Genomic DNA, 19,409 nt, shown 5'->3' on the forward strand with positions numbered 1-19,409 from the left:
CCCCGGATGTTTGTGCGGATCGACAACACCCCCCGTGACTATGCCTGGGGCTCGACCACGGCGATCGCGCGCCTGCTGGGCCGCGCTCCGTCCGGCGCTCCGGAGGCCGAGCTCTGGCTCGGCGCGCACCCCGCCTCGCCCTCGCGCATCGAGGGCGGCTCGCCAGCCCCCGACCTCGCAGCGTGGATCGCCGCCGATCCGCAGTCGGCGCTCGGCGCCGAGCTCGCGGCCGAGCCCGCGCCGCACCTGCCCTATCTGCTCAAGGTGCTCGCGGCAGGCGGCCCGCTCTCTCTGCAGGCCCACCCGTCGCCCGAGCAGGCCGCGGCCGGCTTCGCGCGCGAGAACGCCGCCGGCGTGCCGCTCGACGCGGCGCACCGCAATTACAAGGACCCCTTCCACAAGCCCGAGATGCTGTTCGCGCTCTCCGACACCTTCCACGCCCTGTGCGGATTCCGCAGCAGAGCGGCCGTCGCGAGCGACCTCACCCGGCTGATCGGCGCGGCGCGCGGCGCCGATGCCCCTGCCGCGCGTCTCGCGGAATTCGAGGAACGGCTCGCCGCCGCACCCGACGACGGCACCGCGCTGCGCGACGCGGTCACGTGGCTGCTCAGCGCCGATGATGAGGGGTGGGGAGCGGCCGTCGACGAGCTGGTCGCCGAGACCGTCCGCGCCGCCCGGCTCGTGCTCGCCGAGAGCGGCGCAGACGACTTCGAGAGCGTCGACGCGCTCGACCCCGCCCTGCTGCCGTTCGAAACCGTGGTGTCGCTCCACGACGGCTACCCGGGCGACGCGGGTGTCGTGATCTCCCTCCTGCTCAACCGGGTGCGACTCGTGCGCGGCCAGGCGCTCTACATGCCGGCCGGCAACATCCACGCCTACCTCGGGGGGCTCGGCGTCGAGCTGATGGCCTCGAGCGACAACGTGCTGCGCGGCGGCCTCACCCCGAAGCACATCGACGTCGACGAGCTGCTCGGCGTGCTCGACTTCACCCCGCTGCCCGCGCCGCTGCTCGAGCCGGCCCAGCTCGCCCCGGGTGTCGAGGTCTTCCGGCCTGATGTGCCCGATTTCGCGCTGGTGCATGCGAGCGTCAGCGAGGGGGCGGATGCCTCGGGCATCCGTCTCTCCGCCCCGGCGATCGCTCTCGCCACGGAAGGTACGCTGGAACTCTCGGGCGAGACGGGCGGCATCGCCCTCGCCCGCGGCCAGGCGGCCTACATCACACCCGACGAGCGCGAGCTCGCCGTGCGCGGCGCGGGGGAGCTGTTCCTCGCGACGACGGGGACGGCGTTCGTAGACGCGCTCGTCTAGCCCTGCCCGGGTGCGACCGATTCGGGTGTGACCCCCATTGGGGGGTAGACGTGATTTCATGCCGATCCGATTAATCTCGCGACACGCGACACGCCCGGGACCCACGAGTGATCTGTCTGCCCTTACGATTCGCGACTTGACGCGGAGCGAATTACACGGGTGTAATTGGTCAAGCGTTGGTGGGGAAGGGAGTCCGATATGACTGATGCCTATCGCTCCGCAGTTCCGGACGACTGGTTCGTCGATCCGGTTCGTCTGGGGGTGCCCGGCGTCCGCCGGGCGGACGTCGACGAAGACGAGAATGCGCTCGCGTGGCAGTCGGACGCCCTGTGTGCGCAGACCGACCCCGAGGCGTTCTTCCCTGAGAAGGGCGGATCGACGCGGGATGCCAAGAAGATCTGCACCTCGTGCGAGGTGCGCGCCCAGTGCCTCGAGTACGCGCTGCAGAACGACGAGCGCTTCGGCATCTGGGGCGGCCTCTCCGAGCGCGAGCGCCGCAAGCTCCGCCGCAGAGCCGGTTGAGCATCACGTTCGTTGAGGAGCCGCGAAGCGGCGTCTCGAAACGGGCTTCCAGGCGCCGTCCGGGTTTCGAGACGCGCCTACGGCGCTCCTCAACCTGCGGGTAACGGCTACCTAGGCTGTCCGCGATGCTTCAGACAGTCACCGCCATCATCGTCGTCCGCAGCGGGTCGACGCGTGTGCAGCGCACACTGGAGTCGCTCCGTGCCCAGACCCGCCGCCCCGATTCCGTCGTTGTGATCGAGACCGGCTCCGACGGCGACGTCACCCCCGCGGTGGCCGCCTTCGCCCCCACCCAGCACCTCGCCACGAAAGAGAAGCTGACCTTTCCGACTGCCGTTGCGGCGGCTGTGCGCGCTCTGGACGCGCCCGTGCACTCCGAGCAGTGGGTGTGGCTGCTCGCCCAGGACACCGCGCCGGAACCGGAGGCGCTCGAGAACCTGCTCGCCGTCGGCGAGGTCTCGCCATCGGTCGCCGTCACGGGCCCGAAGATCGTCGAGTGGGACGACCGGAACCGTCTGCGCAGCTTTGGCGTGACCATGACCCGCTACGGAGCGACGGTGCCGCTGGTCGACGACGAGCTCGACCAAGGCCAGCACGACGGCACCTCCGACGTGCTCGGCGTGAACGAGGCGGGCATGCTCGTGCGCCACGAGGTCTTTACGGAGGTCGGCGGTCTCGATCCAGCCCTCCCAATCGTCGACGGCGGGCTGGACTTCTGCGTGCGCGTCCGGCTCGCCGGGCATCGTGTCGTGGTCGCGCCGGGCGCGCGCGTGGCGGTCGGCGGTGACGGCGTCGTCGGCCCGCGGCTCTCGCAGCGCACCGGCGCCGAGCGGGTCAGCAACCGCCAGCGCCGACTCGCACAGCTGCACCGCCGCCTCGCCTATGCGCCGGGCGCCGCCCTCGTGCTGCATTGGCTCACCCTCGTTCCGCTCGGCGTCGCGCGGGCCATCGGCCGGCTGATCGGAAAGCGGCCGGGCGCCGTCGGCGGCGAGCTCGCCGCCGCGTTCCAGATCGCCTTCGCCGACAGCCACCTCGCGGCGGCGCGGCGTAAGGTCGCGCACGCGAAACGCGCGGGGTGGGCGGTGATCGCGCCGCTGCGACTGCCGCCTTCCGAGCTGCGGCGCAGGCGGATGCTGTCGCGCGAGGCGGCCCTCACGGCGGCGCACGGCGAATGGCGCGAGCTCGACTTCTTCGGCTCGGGCGGCGGCTGGGTGCTGCTCGGCGCCCTCGCCGCCTCGGTCGCGATCAACGGGCGGCTGCTGGGCGCGAGCGCCCTTGGCGGCGGCGGGCTGCTGCCGCTGAACGCGTCCGTCGGGCACCTGTGGAGCAGCGTCGGCTGGGGCTGGCGCGACGTGGGCATCGGATTCACCGGGCCGAGCGATCCGTTCCAGGCGGTGCTCGCCCTGCTCGGCTCGCTGACTTTCTGGCAGCCGTCGCTCTCGCTCGTGCTGCTGTGGTTCGCCGCGATGCCGATCGCGGGCATCGGGGCGTGGCTGCTCGCCGCACGGTTCACCCGCCGTGCCGGCATCCGTGCGGTCTTCGGCCTGGCCTGGGCCTTCGCGCCGCCGCTCCTCGCCGCCCTCGCAGCAGGCCGCCCGGCCGCCGTGCTCGCACACGTGCTGCTGCCGTGGCTGATCTTCGCCGCGGTGACGGCACGGCGCTCGTGGTCGGCTGCCGGCGCCACCGCGCTGCTCGGCGCCGGCGTTGCGGCCTGCGCGCCCTCGCTGCTGCCCGCGCTCGCGATCGCCTGGATCCTCTGGACCGCGACGAGCGGCCGCAGCGTCTTCCGTGCGCTGTTCGTGCCGCTGCCGGCGATCGCCCTGTTCCTGCCGCTCGCGCTCTACCAGCTGGCGGCGGGCCACCCGGTCCGCATCTTCGCGGACCCGGGCGTCCCCGTGCCGAGCGGCGCCGCCCCGACCTGGCAGCTTCTGCTGGGCTTCCCCGGCGGTGCGACCGACGGCTGGCAGGGCTTCGCGGGCGCGCTCGGCTGGCCTGCGGGCGTCGTCACGATCCTGCTCGTGATCTTCGTCGCGCCCTTCCTGCTGCTCGCGCTCGTCGCGCTGTTCCTGCGCCCCAGCGTGCGTGCGGCCGGTGCCCTCGTCGGCGCCTTCCTCGGGCTCGCCACCGCCGTCGTCTGCTCGCAGTCGGCCCTGCAGATCACCGGCTCCGACCCCGTGGGACTGTGGGCCGGCTCCGGGCTCAGCCTGTACTGGCTCGGACTCACCGGCGCGGCCCTGTTCACCCTCGCGGGCCTCGGCCGGTTCTCGGCCGTCCCCTCGTGGGCAGCGTCCATCGGCGCGCTGCTCGCGATCGTCCCGCTCGCGCTCGCCGGGCTGCTCGGCAGCGCCGCGGTGACGGCGAACCCCGCGAGTCAGCTGCCCGCCTACGTCATGGCCGAGGCGGCATCGCAGCCGCGCACGGCCACCCTCGTCGTCACGCCGGTCTCGCGCAGCACCGTCACGGCCGGCATCGTGCACGGCACGGGCGACACCCTCGATCAGCAGAGCACGATCGCGTCGACCGACGCGGCGCTCTCGGCGAGCGACGACGTGCTCGCGCGGCTCGCGGTGAACCTCGTCTCGCGCAGCGGCTATGACGCGTCGTCCGACCTCGAGCGCTTCGGCGTCGGCTTCGTCTTCCTGCACACGGGCACCTCGCCCGACCTCGACGAGCGCTCCTTCGCCGACCGCGCCTCGACCGCGCTCGACGGGAACGCCCTGCTCGCGCGGGTCGGCACGACGGCGACGGGCACCCTGTGGAGCACCACCAAGGACATCGCGCCCGTGGCGGTGCCGAAGAACCCCGGCGGCTGGCAGCAGCCGCTCATCGTGCTGATGCTCGTCGTCGTGTTCGGCGTGTTCGCCCTGCTCGCGATCCCGATCGGCAACACGGCGGCGCCGCGCAGGCGCGCCCGTCGGCCGAAGGGCGGCACCGGCGGCCCGGCCGGGGCGACGCCTGCTGCAGAGGAGGCGTCGGCCGAGGCATCCGATCTCCCACCGGCCGACGCCGAGCCCGAGATCGGGGACGATGCGGAGCTCGAACCCGCCTATGCCGCCGTCGGCGGCCGCGACGAGGAGGACTGAGCCGTGGCGACCGATCGCAGGACCGTACTGACCCGCGCCGGGGTGCGCGTGCTCGCCGGCGCAGCCGGCCTCGCCGCGAGCGCGGTGGTGGCGCTGGCCGCGTTCACGCTGCCGCTGCCGAGCGCCCACGCCCAGCCGGCCTCGCGCACCGTCACCCCGGTGCCGGCGAGTGCCTCGGTCGCCTGCCCGGGGGGACTGCTCTCACTCGGCGCGGGGGGCTCTGCCGGCTCCACGGCGGCGCTCACGCTGCTCGGCGAATCGACCGTCGTCTCGGGCGGGGGCAGCGGCACGCCGAGCGCCGTTGCGCTCAAGGCGGTCGATGCGAGCGGCAGCTCTCCGCAGGCGTTCGAGCTGCCGGCGAAGGGCGCCGGCGCGGAGCCGCTGCTCGCGGCGGCCGAGTCGACCAGTGTCCGCACCGAGGAGGTGCGCGGGCTCGCGGCGGCGAACTGCGCGCAGCCCGACTTCGAGCAGTGGCTCGTCGGCGGGGCCACCTCGCTCGGCGCCACGACGCTCGTCGTGCTCGGCAACCCGGGCGATGTGGCGGCGACGGTCGAGATCGACGCCTACTCGGAGCAGGGGCTCGCCGAGGCGGCGGGCGGCAAGGGCATCCTCGTGCAGCCGCACACGCAGCAGGTCGTACCGCTGTCGGGCCTCGTGCCGAACGCGACCGCGACGGTCGTTCGCGTGACCAGCACGGGCGGCACCGTGAGCGCACAGCTGCAGGAGTCGGAGATCTCCGGGGTGACGCCGCAGGGGGCGGAATGGATCGGCCCGGGCGCCTCGCCCGCCAAGAAGCTCGTGATCCCCGGCGCGGTCGTCGACACCACCGGTATCAAGGGCGCAACGGCGACGGACGACGGCGACGGAGGCGTGCCGGTGCTGCGCGTGCTGCCTGCGGGCACGAAGGACGCGAAGCTGACGATCGGGGTCAAGGCGGACAAGGGCGGCAGCGGCGGCACCGCCACGACCTCGACGGTCAGCCATGGCGTCGTGTCGGAGATCCCGCTCGAGCACCTCGGCAACGGCACCTACACGGTCACCGTCGAGAGCACGGAGCCGGTCGTCGCCGCGGTGCACACCGGAACCGTCGATGCGAAGACCGGCAGCGACTTCGCCTGGTACGCGGCTGCGCCCGCACTGAGCGGCGCCGTCGCGCTTCCTGTGGCGCCGGGGCCGGCGGCGACCCTGCATCTCGCCAACACCTCGGGGGCGGCCGTCACGGTCAAGCTGGCCGGGCCGGGCGGCGGCAGCATCGCGGTGCCGGCCGGCGCATCGATCTCGCGTGGGCTGAAGTCGTCAGGCGTGCTGACGACAAGCGACGCGCAGGGCCTGTACGCGTCGATCAGCTACAAGACGAAGGGGCAGCTGGCCGCCTACGTGGTCTACCCGACGAGCACGAGCGCCTCCGCCCTCACCGTCTACAAGCGCTAGCCGCCTAAAAGTGCCGGAACCGGTCAGGCGCGAGGTCCCACGGGTCCTTGCCGAGGTACTCGGCGACGGCGCGGAAGACGCAGCTCTCGATGAGCATGCGGCGATGCAGCTCGTCGTTGCGGTGCAGCTTCGCGAGCCGCTCGATGGGCACGCGGAAGAGCGTGATGCGCCCGCGGGGCGCGTCGACGGACCAGCGCTCGACCTCCTCAGGCCCGAGCGCGCCGGCGGGCGCGGAGGCGATCTCGAAGCGCACCTCGCTCAAGGCATCCGGCCACAGGCCCTTCAGATAGTCGGCGCATGACGCGACCGTCATCTCGAAGAAGTCGATGCGGCCCTGCAGCAGCGGCAGGTGCGGACCCGTCACCGGTCCGCGCACGCCGCGCCGGCCATGCCGGTTGAGGCGCTTCGCGGGGGTGGGCGGCTGCGCGCGCCGGGGTCGGGGCATGCAGGCATCCTATGTCCCGGGTGCGCACCGCGGCATCGCTCCTCATCGGAGTGGGCGCCGTCGCGTGTCGGCGCCCTGGCGTAGTCTCAGGGGCATGCTCGACCGTCAGTGCTCGAAGTCGTCCTGTCAGCGCGAGGCGGTCGCCACTCTGACCTACGTCTACGCCGATTCGATGGCGGTCGTCGGGCCCCTCGCCCCGGTCAAGTCGCCGCACGGCTTCGACCTGTGCGCCGACCACGCCGACCGGCTGTCGGCACCGTTGGGCTGGCAGGTCGTGCGGCACCAGACCCTCGGCAACGCCGGCTGAGGGCGCTGCGGGCGCTGACGGTGCCCGTTGCGCCGGCCGCTGCGCCCGAATGGCGCGCGTGTCGCCGCTGCACCGGGCACCGTTGCGCCGAACGGGCACACGAGCCCCGGGCGAAGGGGCGCGCCGCTCAGCGGTCGGGGAACGCGTTCGGACGGCGCGCGAGCGTCGGCGTGAGCGCCGCGAGCCGCCGGCCTTCGCCCTCGAGGGCACGCAGCTCGCGCGTGCGCCGCGCGGCCGAGACGGCCCACAGGAACGTGACCGCATCGACAGCGGGCACCGGGTGCACGAACGGCGCCACCTCGCGCGCGAGCTCGGCCGACAGCCCGGCGCGCGCCTGCGGCGACAGCCGCTGCTGCTGCGCAAGGAACGCGCTCACCCGCCGCGCGAGCGGGTCGGGCAGGGCGGCGACGTCGGCGAGCTGCGCCCAGCCGGCGAGTTGCGGCGGCATGGCGAGCAGGCCCGGCGCCAGGGCGGCCACCCGCTCGTGCTGCGCGTAGGTGCCGGCGAGCAGATCGCCGACGCGCTTCGAGCGCCCGTTGAGCAGCGCCACGATCACCGCGAGCCCGCCGAGGGTCGCGTAGATCTCGACGACGCCGGCAAGCGCGCGGATGAAGGCGTGACGGATGCCTGCGGCGCCGCCGTCGTCGCGCACGATCCGGGTGCCGGCGGCGAAGCGCCCGACCGAGCGGCCGTGCGAGGCGACCTCCCACACGATCGGGTACGCGAGGAAGGCGAGAACGACCGCCACGACGGCGATGGCGTTCTGCACCGCCGTGTCGAGGCGGTCGTCGACGGCGTCGACGACGACGAGCAGCGCGATCAGCACGGCGACCGAGCAGGCGAGGTCGATCGCTCCGGAGAGTGCGCGCCACAGGAATCCGGCCGGCCGCACCGCGAGGGCGACGGCCTCGCCCGTGACGATCTCGTCCGCCGCATCGGCGCGCGCGCCCACCTCGACGGGGACGATGGGCGAGGCGGCGGCCATGGCTATCATCAAAGCACGATGGACCTCGACGCCTATACCTCCGCCCACCGCGGCGAATGGGAGCGGCTCGAGCGGCTGGCGGCGAAGCGCCGGCTCACCGGGCACGAGGCCGACGAGCTGATCGAGCTCTTCCAGACCGGCTCGGCGCAGCTGTCCACCATCGCGTCGACCGCGGGCGAGAGCGTGGCAGGCGAGCGGCTGTCCGTCGCGCTGTCGCGCGCGCGGCTGCGCTTCACGGGGGCATCCGACAACCCCCTGCGCGCTGTGCCGCGCTTCTTCGTGCTGCAGCTGCCCGCCGCGCTCTACCGCCTGCGCTGGCTCACCCTCGCGATCGGCGTCGCGACCATCGGCATCGCGGTGCTGCTCGCCACCTGGATTAACGGCGACCACTCCGTGCTCGCGGCGCTCGCGAACCAGGCCGATCTCAAGAAGCTCGTCGACAGCGACTTCGTCGACTACTACCGCGAGAACCCCGCGGCGAGCTTCACGGGCCAGGTGTGGACCAACAACGCCTGGGTCGCCGCGCAGGCCATCGCGTTCGGCATCACGGGCATCTACCCGGCGGTCGTGATCATCCAGAACGCGGTCAACGTGGGCATCGACGCGGCGGCGATGTTCGCCTACGGCAAGGGCGGCGTGTTCTTCTCGTTCGTGCTGCCGCACGGCATGCTCGAGCTCACCTCGGTCTTCGCGGCGGCCGCGGCCGGCTTCCGCATCTTCTGGGCGTGGATCGCCCCCGGCGCCCGCACACGAAGCCGCGCGCTCGCCGAAGAGGGCCGCGCCCTGTTCATCGTCGCGATCGGGCTCACCATCTCGCTGTTCGTCTCGGGCATCATCGAGGGCTTCGTCACCCCGTCGCACCTGCCCGTGTGGGCCAAGCTGCTGATCGGGGCGGCCGCGCTGCTCGCGTTCCTCGCCTACATGCTCGTGGTGGGCGGGCGCGCCGTGCGGGCGGGAGAGACCGGCGACCTCGACGAGGCCGATCGCGGCGCGACGCAGCTGGTCGCGGGGTGAGCGATGAGATGACGGCGGGTGACGCACAGCAGCGTCATGCCAGTGGCATGACGCGCGTCAGCCGCCGAGCGAGCTGTGCTCGCGAGGGCGCAGCCCGATGAGGGAAACATCCGTCTGGCGCAATCGCAACTTCCAGAGGCTCTGGATCGGCGAGAGCCTCAGCCAGCTGGGCGAGAACCTCGGCACGCTCGCGATCCCGGTGATCGCCGTCGTCATGCTACACGCGACCGCGCAGGAGGTCGGCTATCTCACGGCGGCGCAGCAGCTCGCCTTCCTCGTGATCGGGCTGCCGGTCGGCGCGTGGGTCGACCGCATGCGCAAGCGGCGGGTGATGATCACGGCGGATGCCGTGCGCGCGGCGGCCCTGCTGACCATCCCGGCGGCGTGGCTGCTCGGAGCGCTGCACATCTGGCAGCTGTACGCCGTGGCCGCGGTGGTGGGCGGCGCGACCGTGTTCTTCGACGTGACCTACCAGAGCATCGTGCCGCGGCTCGTGAGCTCAGAGCACGTCGCCCCGGCGAACTCGGGGCTCGAGACCAGCGCCCAGGTGGCGCGTGTCGGAGGCCCGGCGCTGTCGGGCGCGCTGCTCGCCGTCGTGAAGGCGCCACTGCTGCTGTTCGCGACGGCGCTCGGCTACCTCGCCTCGATGATCGCCGTGGCGACGATCAGGGACGAGGAGCCGAAGCGGCCGGCATCCGATCACTCCTCGCTCGTCGCCGAGATCGGCGAGGGGCTGCGCTTCGTTTTCACGCACAGCCTGCTCACGCGCATCACGATCAACACGGGTGCGATGAACCTGTTCGACGGGCTCATGACGACGCTCGTGCCGCTCTTCGTGCTGCGGCAGCTGCACTTCACCCCGACGGTCTACGGCGTGGTCGAGGGCATCGGGGCGGCGGGCGGCATCCTCGGGGCGCTCGCCACCCCGTGGCTGATGCGGCGCGTCGGCGAGGGCTCGCTCATCGTGTGGAGCGCCCTCGGCACGGCGCTCGGCAGCGCCGTGTTCATGCTCGCCGCCGTGTTCCCGGCCGCCGCGATCCCCTTCCTCATCGCCGGCATGTTCGTGTTCAGCTTCACCGTGCTGAACTACAACATCGCGCAAGTGTCGTTCCGGCAGCGGCTGTGCCCGCCGCGGCTGCTCGGGCGTATGAACGCGTCGATCCGCTTCGTGGTGTGGGGCGTGATGCCCGTGTCGGCTGCGGCGGCGGGCTGGCTCGGCGGCTGGTTCGGCGTCGTGCCGACGATGTGGCTCGGGGTCGCGCTCTCGGCAGCCGCGACGATGGCGGTGCTGCTGTTCTCGCCGCTCAGGTCGATGCGCAAGCTGCCGAGCTCGCTCGAGTCGGCCGACACGAACTAGTTCCCGTTCCGGACGTCCGCGCCCGCGGCTGCTGGCGCATCTGTCCGAAACGGGAACAGGTTGCCGCGGGTCCGCGGGGCGCGGGGCGCGGGAGAGACGGATGCCTGCGCCTACGCGACCTCGGTGAAGGTCTTGCCGAACAGGGGGCGATAGGTGAAGCCCGCGAGCAGGCCGCCGATGATCGGGAAGACGATGAACACCCAGATCTGCCCCCACGCCCAGCCGCCGCCGTAGACCGCGGCCGCGATCGAGCGGGCCGGGTTCACCGAGGTGTTGTCGATCGGGATCGTGATCAGGTGGATCAGCGTCAGCGAGAGGCCGATGGCCAGCGGTGCGAAGCCGACGGCGCCGATCTTCGCGGTCGTGCCGAGCACGACGAACACGAAGAGCGCGGTGAAGACGATTTCGACCACGATCGCGCCTCCGATGCCGAAGCCGCCGGGGGAGTGCTCGCCGAAGCCGTTCGACGCGAAGCCCGACTTGTGCGCCGCCGCGAAGAACCCGTCGCCGGTCGAGGCGATCAGGGCGATGATCGACGAGCCGATGACGCCGCCGACCAGCTGCGCGACGATGTAGCCGATGACCTCGTTCCAGGGGAAGCGGCCGGCCGCCGCGACGCCGAGGGTGATCGCCGGGTTGAAGTGGCCGCCCGAGATCGGTCCGAAGGCGTAGGCGCCGACGACGACCGTGAGGCCGAAGGCGAGCGCGACGCCGAGGAAGCCGACGCCGAGCGAGTTCTTGTCGGCAGAGGGGAAGTTCGCTGCGAACACGGCGGTGCCGACGCCGCCGGCGACGAGCAGCAGGGTGCCGAGCGCCTCGGCGACGAGCCGGTTGAAGAAGCTCGACGACGGATTCGGCTCGGGGATGGACGGTTCAGCGGGGATGGCGGGCTCGGTAGTCACGATGCGCTCCTTGCTCTCGAGCGCCGCCGCTGCGGCGGCGCAGGCTGCGGGGCACCCACGCCCCCTATGCGTGAGATTAGCGACACGCCCGGGACAAGGGAATACACCACCCCGCGTGGGGGACGCGGCGATTCCGGAATCCGGGTTATCAAGGAAGCATGGCTTTCTCCGGCGTGCGCGCCACTGCCGCCGCCGTCGTGGCCGCAGCTGTCGCGATCTCTACCATCGGGCTCGTCTCGGCGCCCGCGTGGGCCGCCTCGGCGGCGGTGCCCGCGAGCGCGCAGGTGCTCGCCGCCGCGTCCTACGCGACGACGACCTTCCACGACGAGTGGGACTACTCGAACAGCGATGACCTGCTGCTCGACGACTCCGGGCCGTCCATGAACATCACCGGGGCGAGCTGGTCAGGCGGCCTGCTCAGCTACACCGCAGAGCCCGGCTCGTACGTCTCGCCCGTCTGGGGCGGCTACCCGGGCTCGCTGTATCAGAACCGTGACGGCGGCCTCGCCGCGAACCACATCCCGGCGGCGAGCTACAACCGCATCAGCATCCACGCGTATGCCTCGGCCGATGTCTCCGCGGCCATCCAGTGGTTCAACTCGCCTGCCCTGAACAGCTCGACGGAGGGCGGCCAGCCCTTCGGCCTGGAACCGGGCTGGCACGAGTACGAGATCCCGCTCGGCGCGAACGTCTTCCCGGGGCTCAAGGTCAACTGGGCCGGCACGATCGAAGGCATCCGCTTCGCGACGAGCCCGTCGGCGAACACGACGATCAAGCTCGACTTCATGCGGCTGTACAAGGCCGGGGCGGATGCCGCGGCGAAGGCATCCTGGACGGTGACGGGCGACCCCGTCGCCCCCTTCTGGTCCTCGAACGGCGCGACGACGTGCGCGACCCCTTCGCAGACCTGCGGACCGGTGCAGGATGCCTCGGGCAACCCGATCCCGGCGGCCACGGGCGCCGTGTCGGTGGACGCCTCCGCCTACCCCGCCGGCACGACGCTGTTCCTCGCCTCAGCGGGCGGGGCGACGGCCGTCGCCGGCAGCTCCGTGCTGGTCCAGCCCCGCCCGCAGCCCACGGTCGACACGCCGGCCGCGAGCGGCTGCGGCGATTACGCGACCAGCGCCTTCGGGCATCAGTGGCTGGCCAGCTCGAACACCTTCTCCGTCCGCAACGCGAAGAATGTGTCGCTCTCGGGCGGGAAGCTCACCGCGACCAACACGAGCAACGACCCGCAGGTGTACTTCAGCGTGGGCAACGGCATCGATGCGTCGGTCTGGCGCTACCTCTCGGTCACCGAGACCTACAACGGCTCGTTCAACCTGCTCGATCAGGCGGGCGGTGGCACCATGGCGCGCGTGTTCTGGTCGAACCCGGGCAGTCCGCTCAGCGAGAGCCAGGACATCCTCACCTATCAGGACCGCCCGAACCTCAACGTCGATCTCGGCACGCCGGCCGGCACGCTCACCGAGCCCGAGGCGCCGGTGCATTACGGCTACAGCGGCACGATCAACCAGCTGCGCTGGGACCCCAACGAGGACCGGGGCAGCCGCACCTGGACACTGTCGAAGGTGACGCTCGGCCGCGAATGCGAGACGACGTCGAGCGCCGCGTACAAGGTCACCTGGCACGACCCGGGCTGGGTGAGCGGCACCACGGCGGTCGTCGAGGCGGTGTCGCGGCTCGACGGCAGCGTGCACCAGCTCGCGAGCGTCACCGAGACGTCCGGCGAGAACTCGCTCTCGGTCGCCTCCTCGGCGGCACCGATCGGCGACTACACGATTCGCGTCACGGGCCGTTCGCCCGTGAACGAGGTCACCGCCAGCGGATCGTCCGCGACGCCGCTGCGCTTCACCCGGCCGTCGGCCCGCGTTGCGGGCGCTGACCGGTGGACCACCGCGGTGCAGACGTCGAAGACGCAGTTCCCGAGCGGCACGTCGACGGTGTTCGTCGCGAGCGGAGTGGACTTCCCGGACGCGCTGTCCGCAGCCCCTGCCGCGGCGGCGAAGAAGGGCGCGCTGCTGCTCACGGCATCCACGTCGCTGCCGTCCGTCGTCAGCGCCGAGCTGAAGCGGCTCAAGCCGAAGACCGTCTACGTGATCGGCGGCACCAGTGCCATCGGCTCACGGGTGTACTCGGCGATCGCCGCCGCGACGCGCGTCACGCCGGTGCGCGTGTCGGGTGCGGATCGCTACGCGACGAGCGCCGCCATCGCACAGAAGTTCTTCACGGGGACGGTCTCGAACGCGTTCATCGCGACAGGCGCAGCCTTCCCCGACGCCCTGTCGGCGTCGGCGGCGGGAGCCGTCACCGGCGGCCCGGTGCTGTTGGTCAACCCCACGCTGGGCGGTCCGACGACTGCCGTGTCTGCTCAGCTCTCGCGACTGAAGCCGGCCTCGGTCTACGTCGTCGGGGGCACCTCGGCGATCTCCTCGAAGATCTACAGCGCGCTCGCCAAGGGACGCACTGTCTCCCGGCTCTCCGGCGCGGATCGCTTCGCGACCTCGGCGGCGGTCGGCGCCAAGTTCTTCCCGGGCACGAGCACCGGCGCGCTCCTCGCGAGCGGCATGAACTTCCCCGACGCGCTGGTCGGCGCCGTCCTCGCCGGCGCGCGCACCCAGCCGCTCTTCCTCGCGGAGACCGGCTGCATCTCGGCGAGCGTGATGGCGCAGCTCGCCCGCCTGAAGGTGTCGTCCCTGACGCTCATGGGCGGTGCGGCCGCGCTCAGCGGCGACGTCTCCGACGACCACCGCTGCTGAGGCAGCCTGGCGCACGCGGAGTCGGGGCTACAGCCGCCCCGCCGCCTTGAGCTCGAGGTACGCATCCGTGACCGCGGGCGGCAGCCCTTCCGGAGCCCCCGTCACGACATGCGCGCCGAGCCCGCGCACCGCCTCGGCGAGCCGTGCGGTGTCGAGCAGGGCGCGCTCGGCGGCCGCGGCGCGATAGACGGCGGCGCGGTCGTCGAGGTGCCGCGCGGCCTCCGCGACGAGCGGATCGGTGACGGATGCCACGAGCACCGTGTGCTTCGCCGTGAGCTGCCCGAGCACCGCCAGCAGCCCCTGGGCCGCGCCGATCGAGTCGAGCGAGGTGAGCAGCACGACGAGCGCCCGCTGCGCGGTCAGGGCGCGCACCTGGCCGGGCACGGCACGCCAGTCCATCTCGATCAGCTCGGGGTGAACGGATGCCAGCGCGTCGACCTCGCGCCCCAGCATCTCCGCACCGGAGGCCCCGTGGACCCGCGCCCGCACGCGGCGGTCGAACGCCAGCAGGTCGACGCGGTCGCCGGCGCGATCGGCGATCACCGAGAGCAGCAGGCTCGCCTCGATCGCCGTGTCGAGGCGCGGCTCGTCGCCGATGCGCGCGGCCGAGGTGCGGCTCGAGTCGACCACGATCACGATGCGGCGGTCGCGCTCGGGGCGCCAGGTGCGCACGACGAGCTTCGGCGGCAGGGTCGTCGTCCGGGCGCTCGCCCGCCAGTCGATGGAGCGCACATCGTCGCCCCTGACGTATTCCCGCAGCGAGTCGAACTCGGTGCCCTGCCCGCGGATCATGACGGCGGTGCGCCCGTCGAGCTCCCGCAGCCGGGCGAGTCGCGACGGCACATGCTTGCGCGACAGGAACGGCGGCAGCACGCGCACGCCGCCGGGGGCGGCGAGCACCGCCTGGCGGGCGGCGAGCCCCAACGGTCCGAGCGAGCGCACCGTCACCTGCTCGACGCGGCGCTCGCCGCGGCGGGTCGGGGTGAGTGTCAGCGTGAGGGCGCGCCGCTCGCCGGCCGGAACGCGGACCCGCTGGCGCGCGGTCGAGGCGCCGGCGGAGGGCTGCCAGGCGTCGCGGACGACCGCGCGAAGCATCCGTCGTCCCCGATTGCCGATCAGCACGGTCGAGGCGACGGACTCGCCCAGCCGCACGCGCGCCGGCAGCTCGCGCGCGAGCGTGAGTGAGCGCGGGGATGCCGCCAACCGCGCGTCGACCGCGGCGAGCAGCGCGCACAGCACGACCCAGCCCGCGAGCACGCCCCAGGCGGCGCCCGCCGTGTCGCCGAGCAGCACGAGCGGCACCGCGCCCACCGCCACCACGATCGCGAACCGCCCCGTCAGCGCCATGCTGCCCGCTCTCGCCCGCGGTGCGTGCGCCGAAGCGCGCGAAAACGGTGGAATTGCCGCGGCGAAACCCCGTTTTCGCGCGTCTCGGTGACGGCGCCCGCCACTAGATCGGCACCTGCACCTGCTGCAGGATCGACTGCAGGATCGCGTCGGCGGTGACCTGCTCGAGCTCGGCCTCTGGCCGCAGCTGGATGCGGTGCCGCCACACCGAGACGGCCATCGCCTTGACGTGATCCGGAGTGATCGCGTCGTAGCCCGACAGCCACGCCCACGCCTTCGCCGCAGCGAGCAGCGCGGTGGCGCCGCGCGGGCTGACGCCGAGCCGCACCGAGGGCGAGAGCCGGGTCGCGCGGGCGAGGTCGACGACGTACGCGAGCACGTCGTCGCGCGCGCCCACCCGGGTGACCGCGGCCCGCGCCTCCGCGATCTCGGCCGCGCCGACGACCGCCGTGACGCCGGCGGCGCCGAGAGCCCGCGGGTCGAATCCCGCGGAGTGCCGCCGCAGCACCTCGAGCTCGACGTCGCGCTCGGGCAGCGGCAGGGTGACCTTGAGCAGGAAGCGGTCCAGCTGCGCCTCGGGCAGCGGGTAGGTGCCCTCGTACTCGATCGGGTTCTGCGTCGCGGCGACGATGAACGGCGCGGGCAGCGGGTGCGAGACGCCGTCGACAGAGACCTGGCGCTCCTCCATCGCCTCGAGCAGCGCGGACTGCGTCTTCGGCGGGGTGCGGTTGATCTCGTCCGCCAGCAGGATGTTCGTGAACACCGGCCCCTCGCGGAACTCGAACTGCGCGTTCGCCGGGTCGAACACCACCGAGCCTGTGACATCGCCGGGCATCAGGTCTGGGGTGAACTGCACGCGCTTCGTGTCGAGCGACAGCGCCGTCGACAGCGCGCGCACGAGCAGCGTCTTCGCGACGCCGGGCACGCCCTCGAGCAGCACGTGCCCGTTCGCGAGCAGGGCGATGATGAGGCCGCTCACCGCGCCGCCCTGGCCGACCACCGCCTTCCCGACCTCGTCGCGCACGCGCGCGAACTGCTGCCTGAGCTGATCGTCTGTCATCGCTGCCATTCTCCAGTGCCTGGTTTCACGAGCTGGGATACGGATTCCTCGAGCGCGGCCACCCGCCGGGCGAGCTCCATGAGCTCGGCGTCCCCGCGGGGCTCGGCGTCGAGCAGCACGCGCCGCACCTCGGCGGGGTCGAGCCGGGTTCGCGCCGCGACGGCCGCGCAGACGTCGGCCACCGGCGCCGCAGGGCCGAGCCCCAGCGCCGTCGCGAGGCGCCCCACGGCGCCCATGCGCAGCGCGTCGAGTGCGGCGAGCCGCGCGTCGGAGCGCTGGTACAGCCGCGCGCGCCCCTCGAGGGACTCGCTCGCGCGCACGACCACTGGCAGATCCTCGACGACGAGCGGCCCGAAGCGCCGGCCGCGCCAGATCGCCGCCGCCGCGACGATGAGCGCCGCAAGCACGATGAGCGGCGTCACCCACGGCGGGGTGAGGTCGGCGATCGTCTTCGGGGCGGCCGTGCCGAGATCGGCGAGGCTCGGCGTGTACCAGAGCAGCACCCGCGTGCCCCCGAGCAGCCGGATCGCCTCGCCCGCGTTGCGCCCCTCGGCGATGTGCTGGTTCTCGAGCACGCTGCCGGTGGAGATCACGGCGACCTCGCGCCCCGTCTCGCGCAGCTGATCCGCGGCCCCCTTCGGCGGCGCGATGAGCACCGTGCGCCCGTCGAGCCGGTCGTCGCCCGCAAGCTTCGAGACCGGCAGGAACCGGTTCGGGTCGTAGATCGCGACGGTCAGGTCATCGGGCGCCACTTCGGCGACGGCCCTGTCGGCCTGCGCGAGCGTCGTCGCGGTGCGCACCTCGACGCCCTGCTCGCGCAGCACCTCGACGAGCGCCTTCGCGCCCGTCGGCGTCGCGCTTCCGGGGTCGAGGGGCGGCCTCTGCTGCGCCGACTGGCCGGCGATGAGCACCCCGGCGACGGCGACGAGCACGATGATCGCGCCGATCACGAGCCGCCCGCGCCACGCGCGCAGGCGCTGCCCCGGCGTGGGCGAGAGGACGGGGGCGGATTCCTGCTCCGAGGCGCCGCCGCGGCCGGCATCCGTCGTCATCGTCATGCCCCGACCGCCTCGAACACCGGGGCCGCGCGCCGCAGCCGCTCGTCGAGCTCGCGCAGGCGCTCATGCGCCGCGCGGTCCTGCGCGCGACCGAGATAGCGGGCGCCGTCGAAGGCGTCGGCGGCGGCGCGCAGCGCGCCGGACTCCGCCGGGAAGACGGCGGCCGCCTGCAGCGCGACCTCGTGCGCGGTCGTGCCCGGCCGCACCGCGACGACGGTGCGCTCGGCGAGCGAGGCGGCGACCGCCCGGAAGCGCTCGAGCACCGCGAGCGACCAGTCGCCCTCGGCGGCCGCGCGGTCGGCCGCGGCGCGCAGCTGCTCGGCCGTGCGCGTGTCGGCGACCTCGCCGCCGAGACGCGCCGCACGCGAGCGGCGGTTCAGCCGCGGCAGGCCGAAGCGCAGCACGGCGAACACGACGATCGCGACGACGATCACGGCCCCGGCGATCGCGAGCCAGCCGCCCGAGCCGCCCCCGCCGCCGAGGTGCAGCGAGCCGAACCAGTCGGCGATGCGCTGGCTGAGCAGGTCGAGCCAGTTCGGGCGCGCCGCGGCGTACTCCGGCTTGCTGAGCTCCTGGGCGATCCACCGCCGGGCGGTGTCGTCGTCGGGGGTGAGCGGCGGTCCGCCGGCCGCTGCGATGAGGCTCACCAGGCCCCAGCCGCCGGCTGGGCGCCGAACTGCGGCGTCGCGAACGGGTCGCCGAGCGGGCGGCCCGCCTGGCGGTCCTCCACGAAGCGGGTGAGCACCAGGTCGAGGCCCTCGCGGCGCATCCGCTGGTCGACGTACACGACGGCGCCCGTCGCGGACTGGATGACGCTCGTCACGGCGCCGATCACGAGCGTGAACAGCAGCAGCGCACCGTACGAGACCGCGGCGATCGTGAGCGAGGTCGCGTCGACGCCCGTGAACGAGGTGGGGGTGCCGGTCGGGAACGCGGCGCTGACGGCGAACTGGAGCACGAGCGAGAGCGGTGTGCTGACGAGCTGGGTGGCGACGTAGCAGATGATGATCACGAGGATCTGCGACCCGAACACGCGCCAGAACCCGCCGCGGCTGAGCCGCCATGAGCGCGCGATCGCCGCCCGGATGCCGAGGCGCTCGAGCATGATGGCGGATGCCGCGAGCGAGGTCTTCGTCCACAGCCAGGCCCACAGCACGAGGAACCCGAGGAACGCCAGGATGCCGACGATCACGCCGACGGCGATGAGCGCGGCGCCCCCGCCGCCGCCGTTCACGGCGCCCGGGACCACGAGGGAGGCCACGATGCCGCCGAGCACAGCGAGGCCGACGAGGAAGCCCGCGCCGAGCAGGAAGACGAAGCCGACGAGCGCCCAGCGCCTGCCGCGGGTGGCATGCCAGAGCTGACCCGCCTTCGGCTTGTGCCCGAGAACGCCGTTCGCGACGTCGATGACCACGATGCCCTGAAGGATGCCGCTCGCGATGACGCTGAGCGCGATCGTGACGAGCGCCGCGAGGATCACCGTGGCGACGCCGCCGGCTGTGACGGCACCGCGATCGGCATCCGTCGCCCGCGAAAGCCGGTAGAGGAACAGGCCCGTCGCGCCGCCGACGAGGAGCAGCGTGCCCAGCACGACGATCACCTGGATGAGCACGGCCGAGCCGAACAGGGCGCCCGTGTTGCGGCGCAGCACCTGGAAGGGCGTGCCGAGCAGCTGGCCGAAGGTGAGGGGGCGCAGCGGGATGAGGCCGGGCTTGGGTGGAGGGGTCCACCCGGGGGCTGCCCCGTACTGGGGTGGCTGCCAGGCGGCCTGATCACTCATAACCACTAACCTAGACAGCACTGCCCCGGGCTCACGGTTTTGAGCCTCCAT

General features: G+C 73.0%; 16 protein-coding genes. 8 read left to right on the forward strand and 8 right to left on the reverse strand.

Going from position 1 to position 19,409, the window contains the following annotated elements; translation table 11 throughout:
• Positions 1-6 precede the first annotated feature (6 nt).
• The 4 genes from manA (at position 7) to ABD708_RS10705 (ending at position 6,344) form a co-directional block, all read left to right on the forward strand.
• Positions 7-1,308: a mannose-6-phosphate isomerase, class I gene (gene manA / locus ABD708_RS10690; protein WP_344754191.1), complete on the forward strand. Its 1,302-nt coding sequence runs from the start codon at positions 7-9 to the stop codon at positions 1,306-1,308.
• A 198-nt stretch (positions 1,309-1,506) separates the two neighbouring features.
• Positions 1,507-1,830 carry a WhiB family transcriptional regulator gene (locus tag ABD708_RS10695; RefSeq protein WP_120789821.1) on the forward strand — a complete coding sequence of 108 codons (324 nt, stop codon included), beginning with the start codon at positions 1,507-1,509 and terminating at the stop codon, positions 1,828-1,830.
• A gap of 125 nt (positions 1,831-1,955) precedes the next feature.
• The gene (locus ABD708_RS10700) at positions 1,956-4,913 is read left to right on the forward strand and encodes a glycosyltransferase (protein ID WP_344754199.1); all 2,958 of its coding nucleotides are present in this window, start codon (positions 1,956-1,958) and stop codon (positions 4,911-4,913) included.
• Between the two features lie 3 nt (positions 4,914-4,916).
• Positions 4,917-6,344, forward strand: a complete 1,428-nt coding sequence (locus tag ABD708_RS10705; protein ID WP_344754201.1) for a DUF5719 family protein — start codon at positions 4,917-4,919, stop codon at positions 6,342-6,344.
• A gap of 4 nt (positions 6,345-6,348) precedes the next feature.
• On the opposite strand, the gene ABD708_RS10710 is transcribed toward ABD708_RS10705, so the two are convergent.
• Positions 6,349-6,789 carry a metallopeptidase family protein gene (locus tag ABD708_RS10710; RefSeq protein ID WP_344754203.1) on the reverse strand — a complete coding sequence of 147 codons (441 nt, stop codon included), beginning with the start codon at positions 6,787-6,789 and terminating at the stop codon, positions 6,349-6,351.
• A gap of 94 nt (positions 6,790-6,883) precedes the next feature.
• On the opposite strand from ABD708_RS10710, the gene ABD708_RS10715 reads away from it, so the two are divergent.
• Complete coding sequence (locus ABD708_RS10715; protein ID WP_344754205.1) at positions 6,884-7,096, forward strand: DUF3499 family protein; 213 nt, start codon at positions 6,884-6,886, stop codon at positions 7,094-7,096.
• A 127-nt stretch (positions 7,097-7,223) separates the two neighbouring features.
• Here ABD708_RS10715 and ABD708_RS10720 read toward each other — a convergent pair whose 3' ends face one another.
• Positions 7,224-8,081 carry an RDD family protein gene (locus ABD708_RS10720; protein ID WP_344754206.1) on the reverse strand — a complete coding sequence of 286 codons (858 nt, stop codon included), beginning with the start codon at positions 8,079-8,081 and terminating at the stop codon, positions 7,224-7,226.
• A gap of 18 nt (positions 8,082-8,099) precedes the next feature.
• On the opposite strand from ABD708_RS10720, the gene ABD708_RS10725 reads away from it, so the two are divergent.
• Positions 8,100-9,095: a stage II sporulation protein M gene (locus ABD708_RS10725; protein WP_344754208.1), complete on the forward strand. Its 996-nt coding sequence runs from the start codon at positions 8,100-8,102 to the stop codon at positions 9,093-9,095.
• A gap of 97 nt (positions 9,096-9,192) precedes the next feature.
• On the forward strand, positions 9,193-10,452 hold the full coding sequence (locus ABD708_RS10730) for an MFS transporter (RefSeq protein WP_344754210.1): 1,260 nt from the start codon (positions 9,193-9,195) through the stop codon (positions 10,450-10,452).
• Between the two features lie 110 nt (positions 10,453-10,562).
• Here the strand turns inward: ABD708_RS10730 and aqpZ are convergent, their stop codons facing one another.
• The gene (aqpZ, locus tag ABD708_RS10735; protein ID WP_344754530.1) at positions 10,563-11,318 is read right to left on the reverse strand and encodes an aquaporin Z; all 756 of its coding nucleotides are present in this window, start codon (positions 11,316-11,318) and stop codon (positions 10,563-10,565) included.
• 194 nt (positions 11,319-11,512) lie between these two features.
• On the opposite strand from aqpZ, the gene ABD708_RS10740 reads away from it, so the two are divergent.
• On the forward strand, positions 11,513-14,113 hold the full coding sequence (locus tag ABD708_RS10740) for a cell wall-binding repeat-containing protein (RefSeq protein ID WP_344754211.1): 2,601 nt from the start codon (positions 11,513-11,515) through the stop codon (positions 14,111-14,113).
• 27 nt (positions 14,114-14,140) lie between these two features.
• Here the strand turns inward: ABD708_RS10740 and ABD708_RS10745 are convergent, their stop codons facing one another.
• From ABD708_RS10745 to ABD708_RS10765, 5 genes are all read right to left on the reverse strand, one after another.
• A complete protein-coding gene (locus ABD708_RS10745) occupies positions 14,141-15,460 on the reverse strand; it encodes a DUF58 domain-containing protein (RefSeq protein ID WP_344754213.1) in 1,320 nt (439 codons plus the stop codon).
• 103 nt (positions 15,461-15,563) lie between these two features.
• On the reverse strand, positions 15,564-16,520 hold the full coding sequence (locus ABD708_RS10750; RefSeq protein WP_344754214.1) for an AAA family ATPase: 957 nt from the start codon (positions 16,518-16,520) through the stop codon (positions 15,564-15,566).
• Complete coding sequence (locus ABD708_RS10755) at positions 16,517-17,578, reverse strand: DUF4350 domain-containing protein (protein WP_344754216.1); 1,062 nt, start codon at positions 17,576-17,578, stop codon at positions 16,517-16,519. Before ABD708_RS10755 ends, ABD708_RS10750 begins: the two co-directional genes overlap by 4 nt.
• The gene (locus ABD708_RS10760) at positions 17,575-18,225 is read right to left on the reverse strand and encodes a DUF4129 domain-containing protein (RefSeq protein WP_344754218.1); all 651 of its coding nucleotides are present in this window, start codon (positions 18,223-18,225) and stop codon (positions 17,575-17,577) included. Before ABD708_RS10760 ends, ABD708_RS10755 begins: the two co-directional genes overlap by 4 nt.
• Positions 18,222-19,358: a hypothetical protein gene (locus ABD708_RS10765; protein ID WP_344754220.1), complete on the reverse strand. Its 1,137-nt coding sequence runs from the start codon at positions 19,356-19,358 to the stop codon at positions 18,222-18,224. Before ABD708_RS10765 ends, ABD708_RS10760 begins: the two co-directional genes overlap by 4 nt.
• Positions 19,359-19,409 lie beyond the last annotated feature (51 nt).

This window comes from Gryllotalpicola koreensis (genome assembly GCF_039538185.1).
Lineage (GTDB): Bacteria > Actinomycetota > Actinomycetes > Actinomycetales > Microbacteriaceae > Gryllotalpicola > Gryllotalpicola koreensis.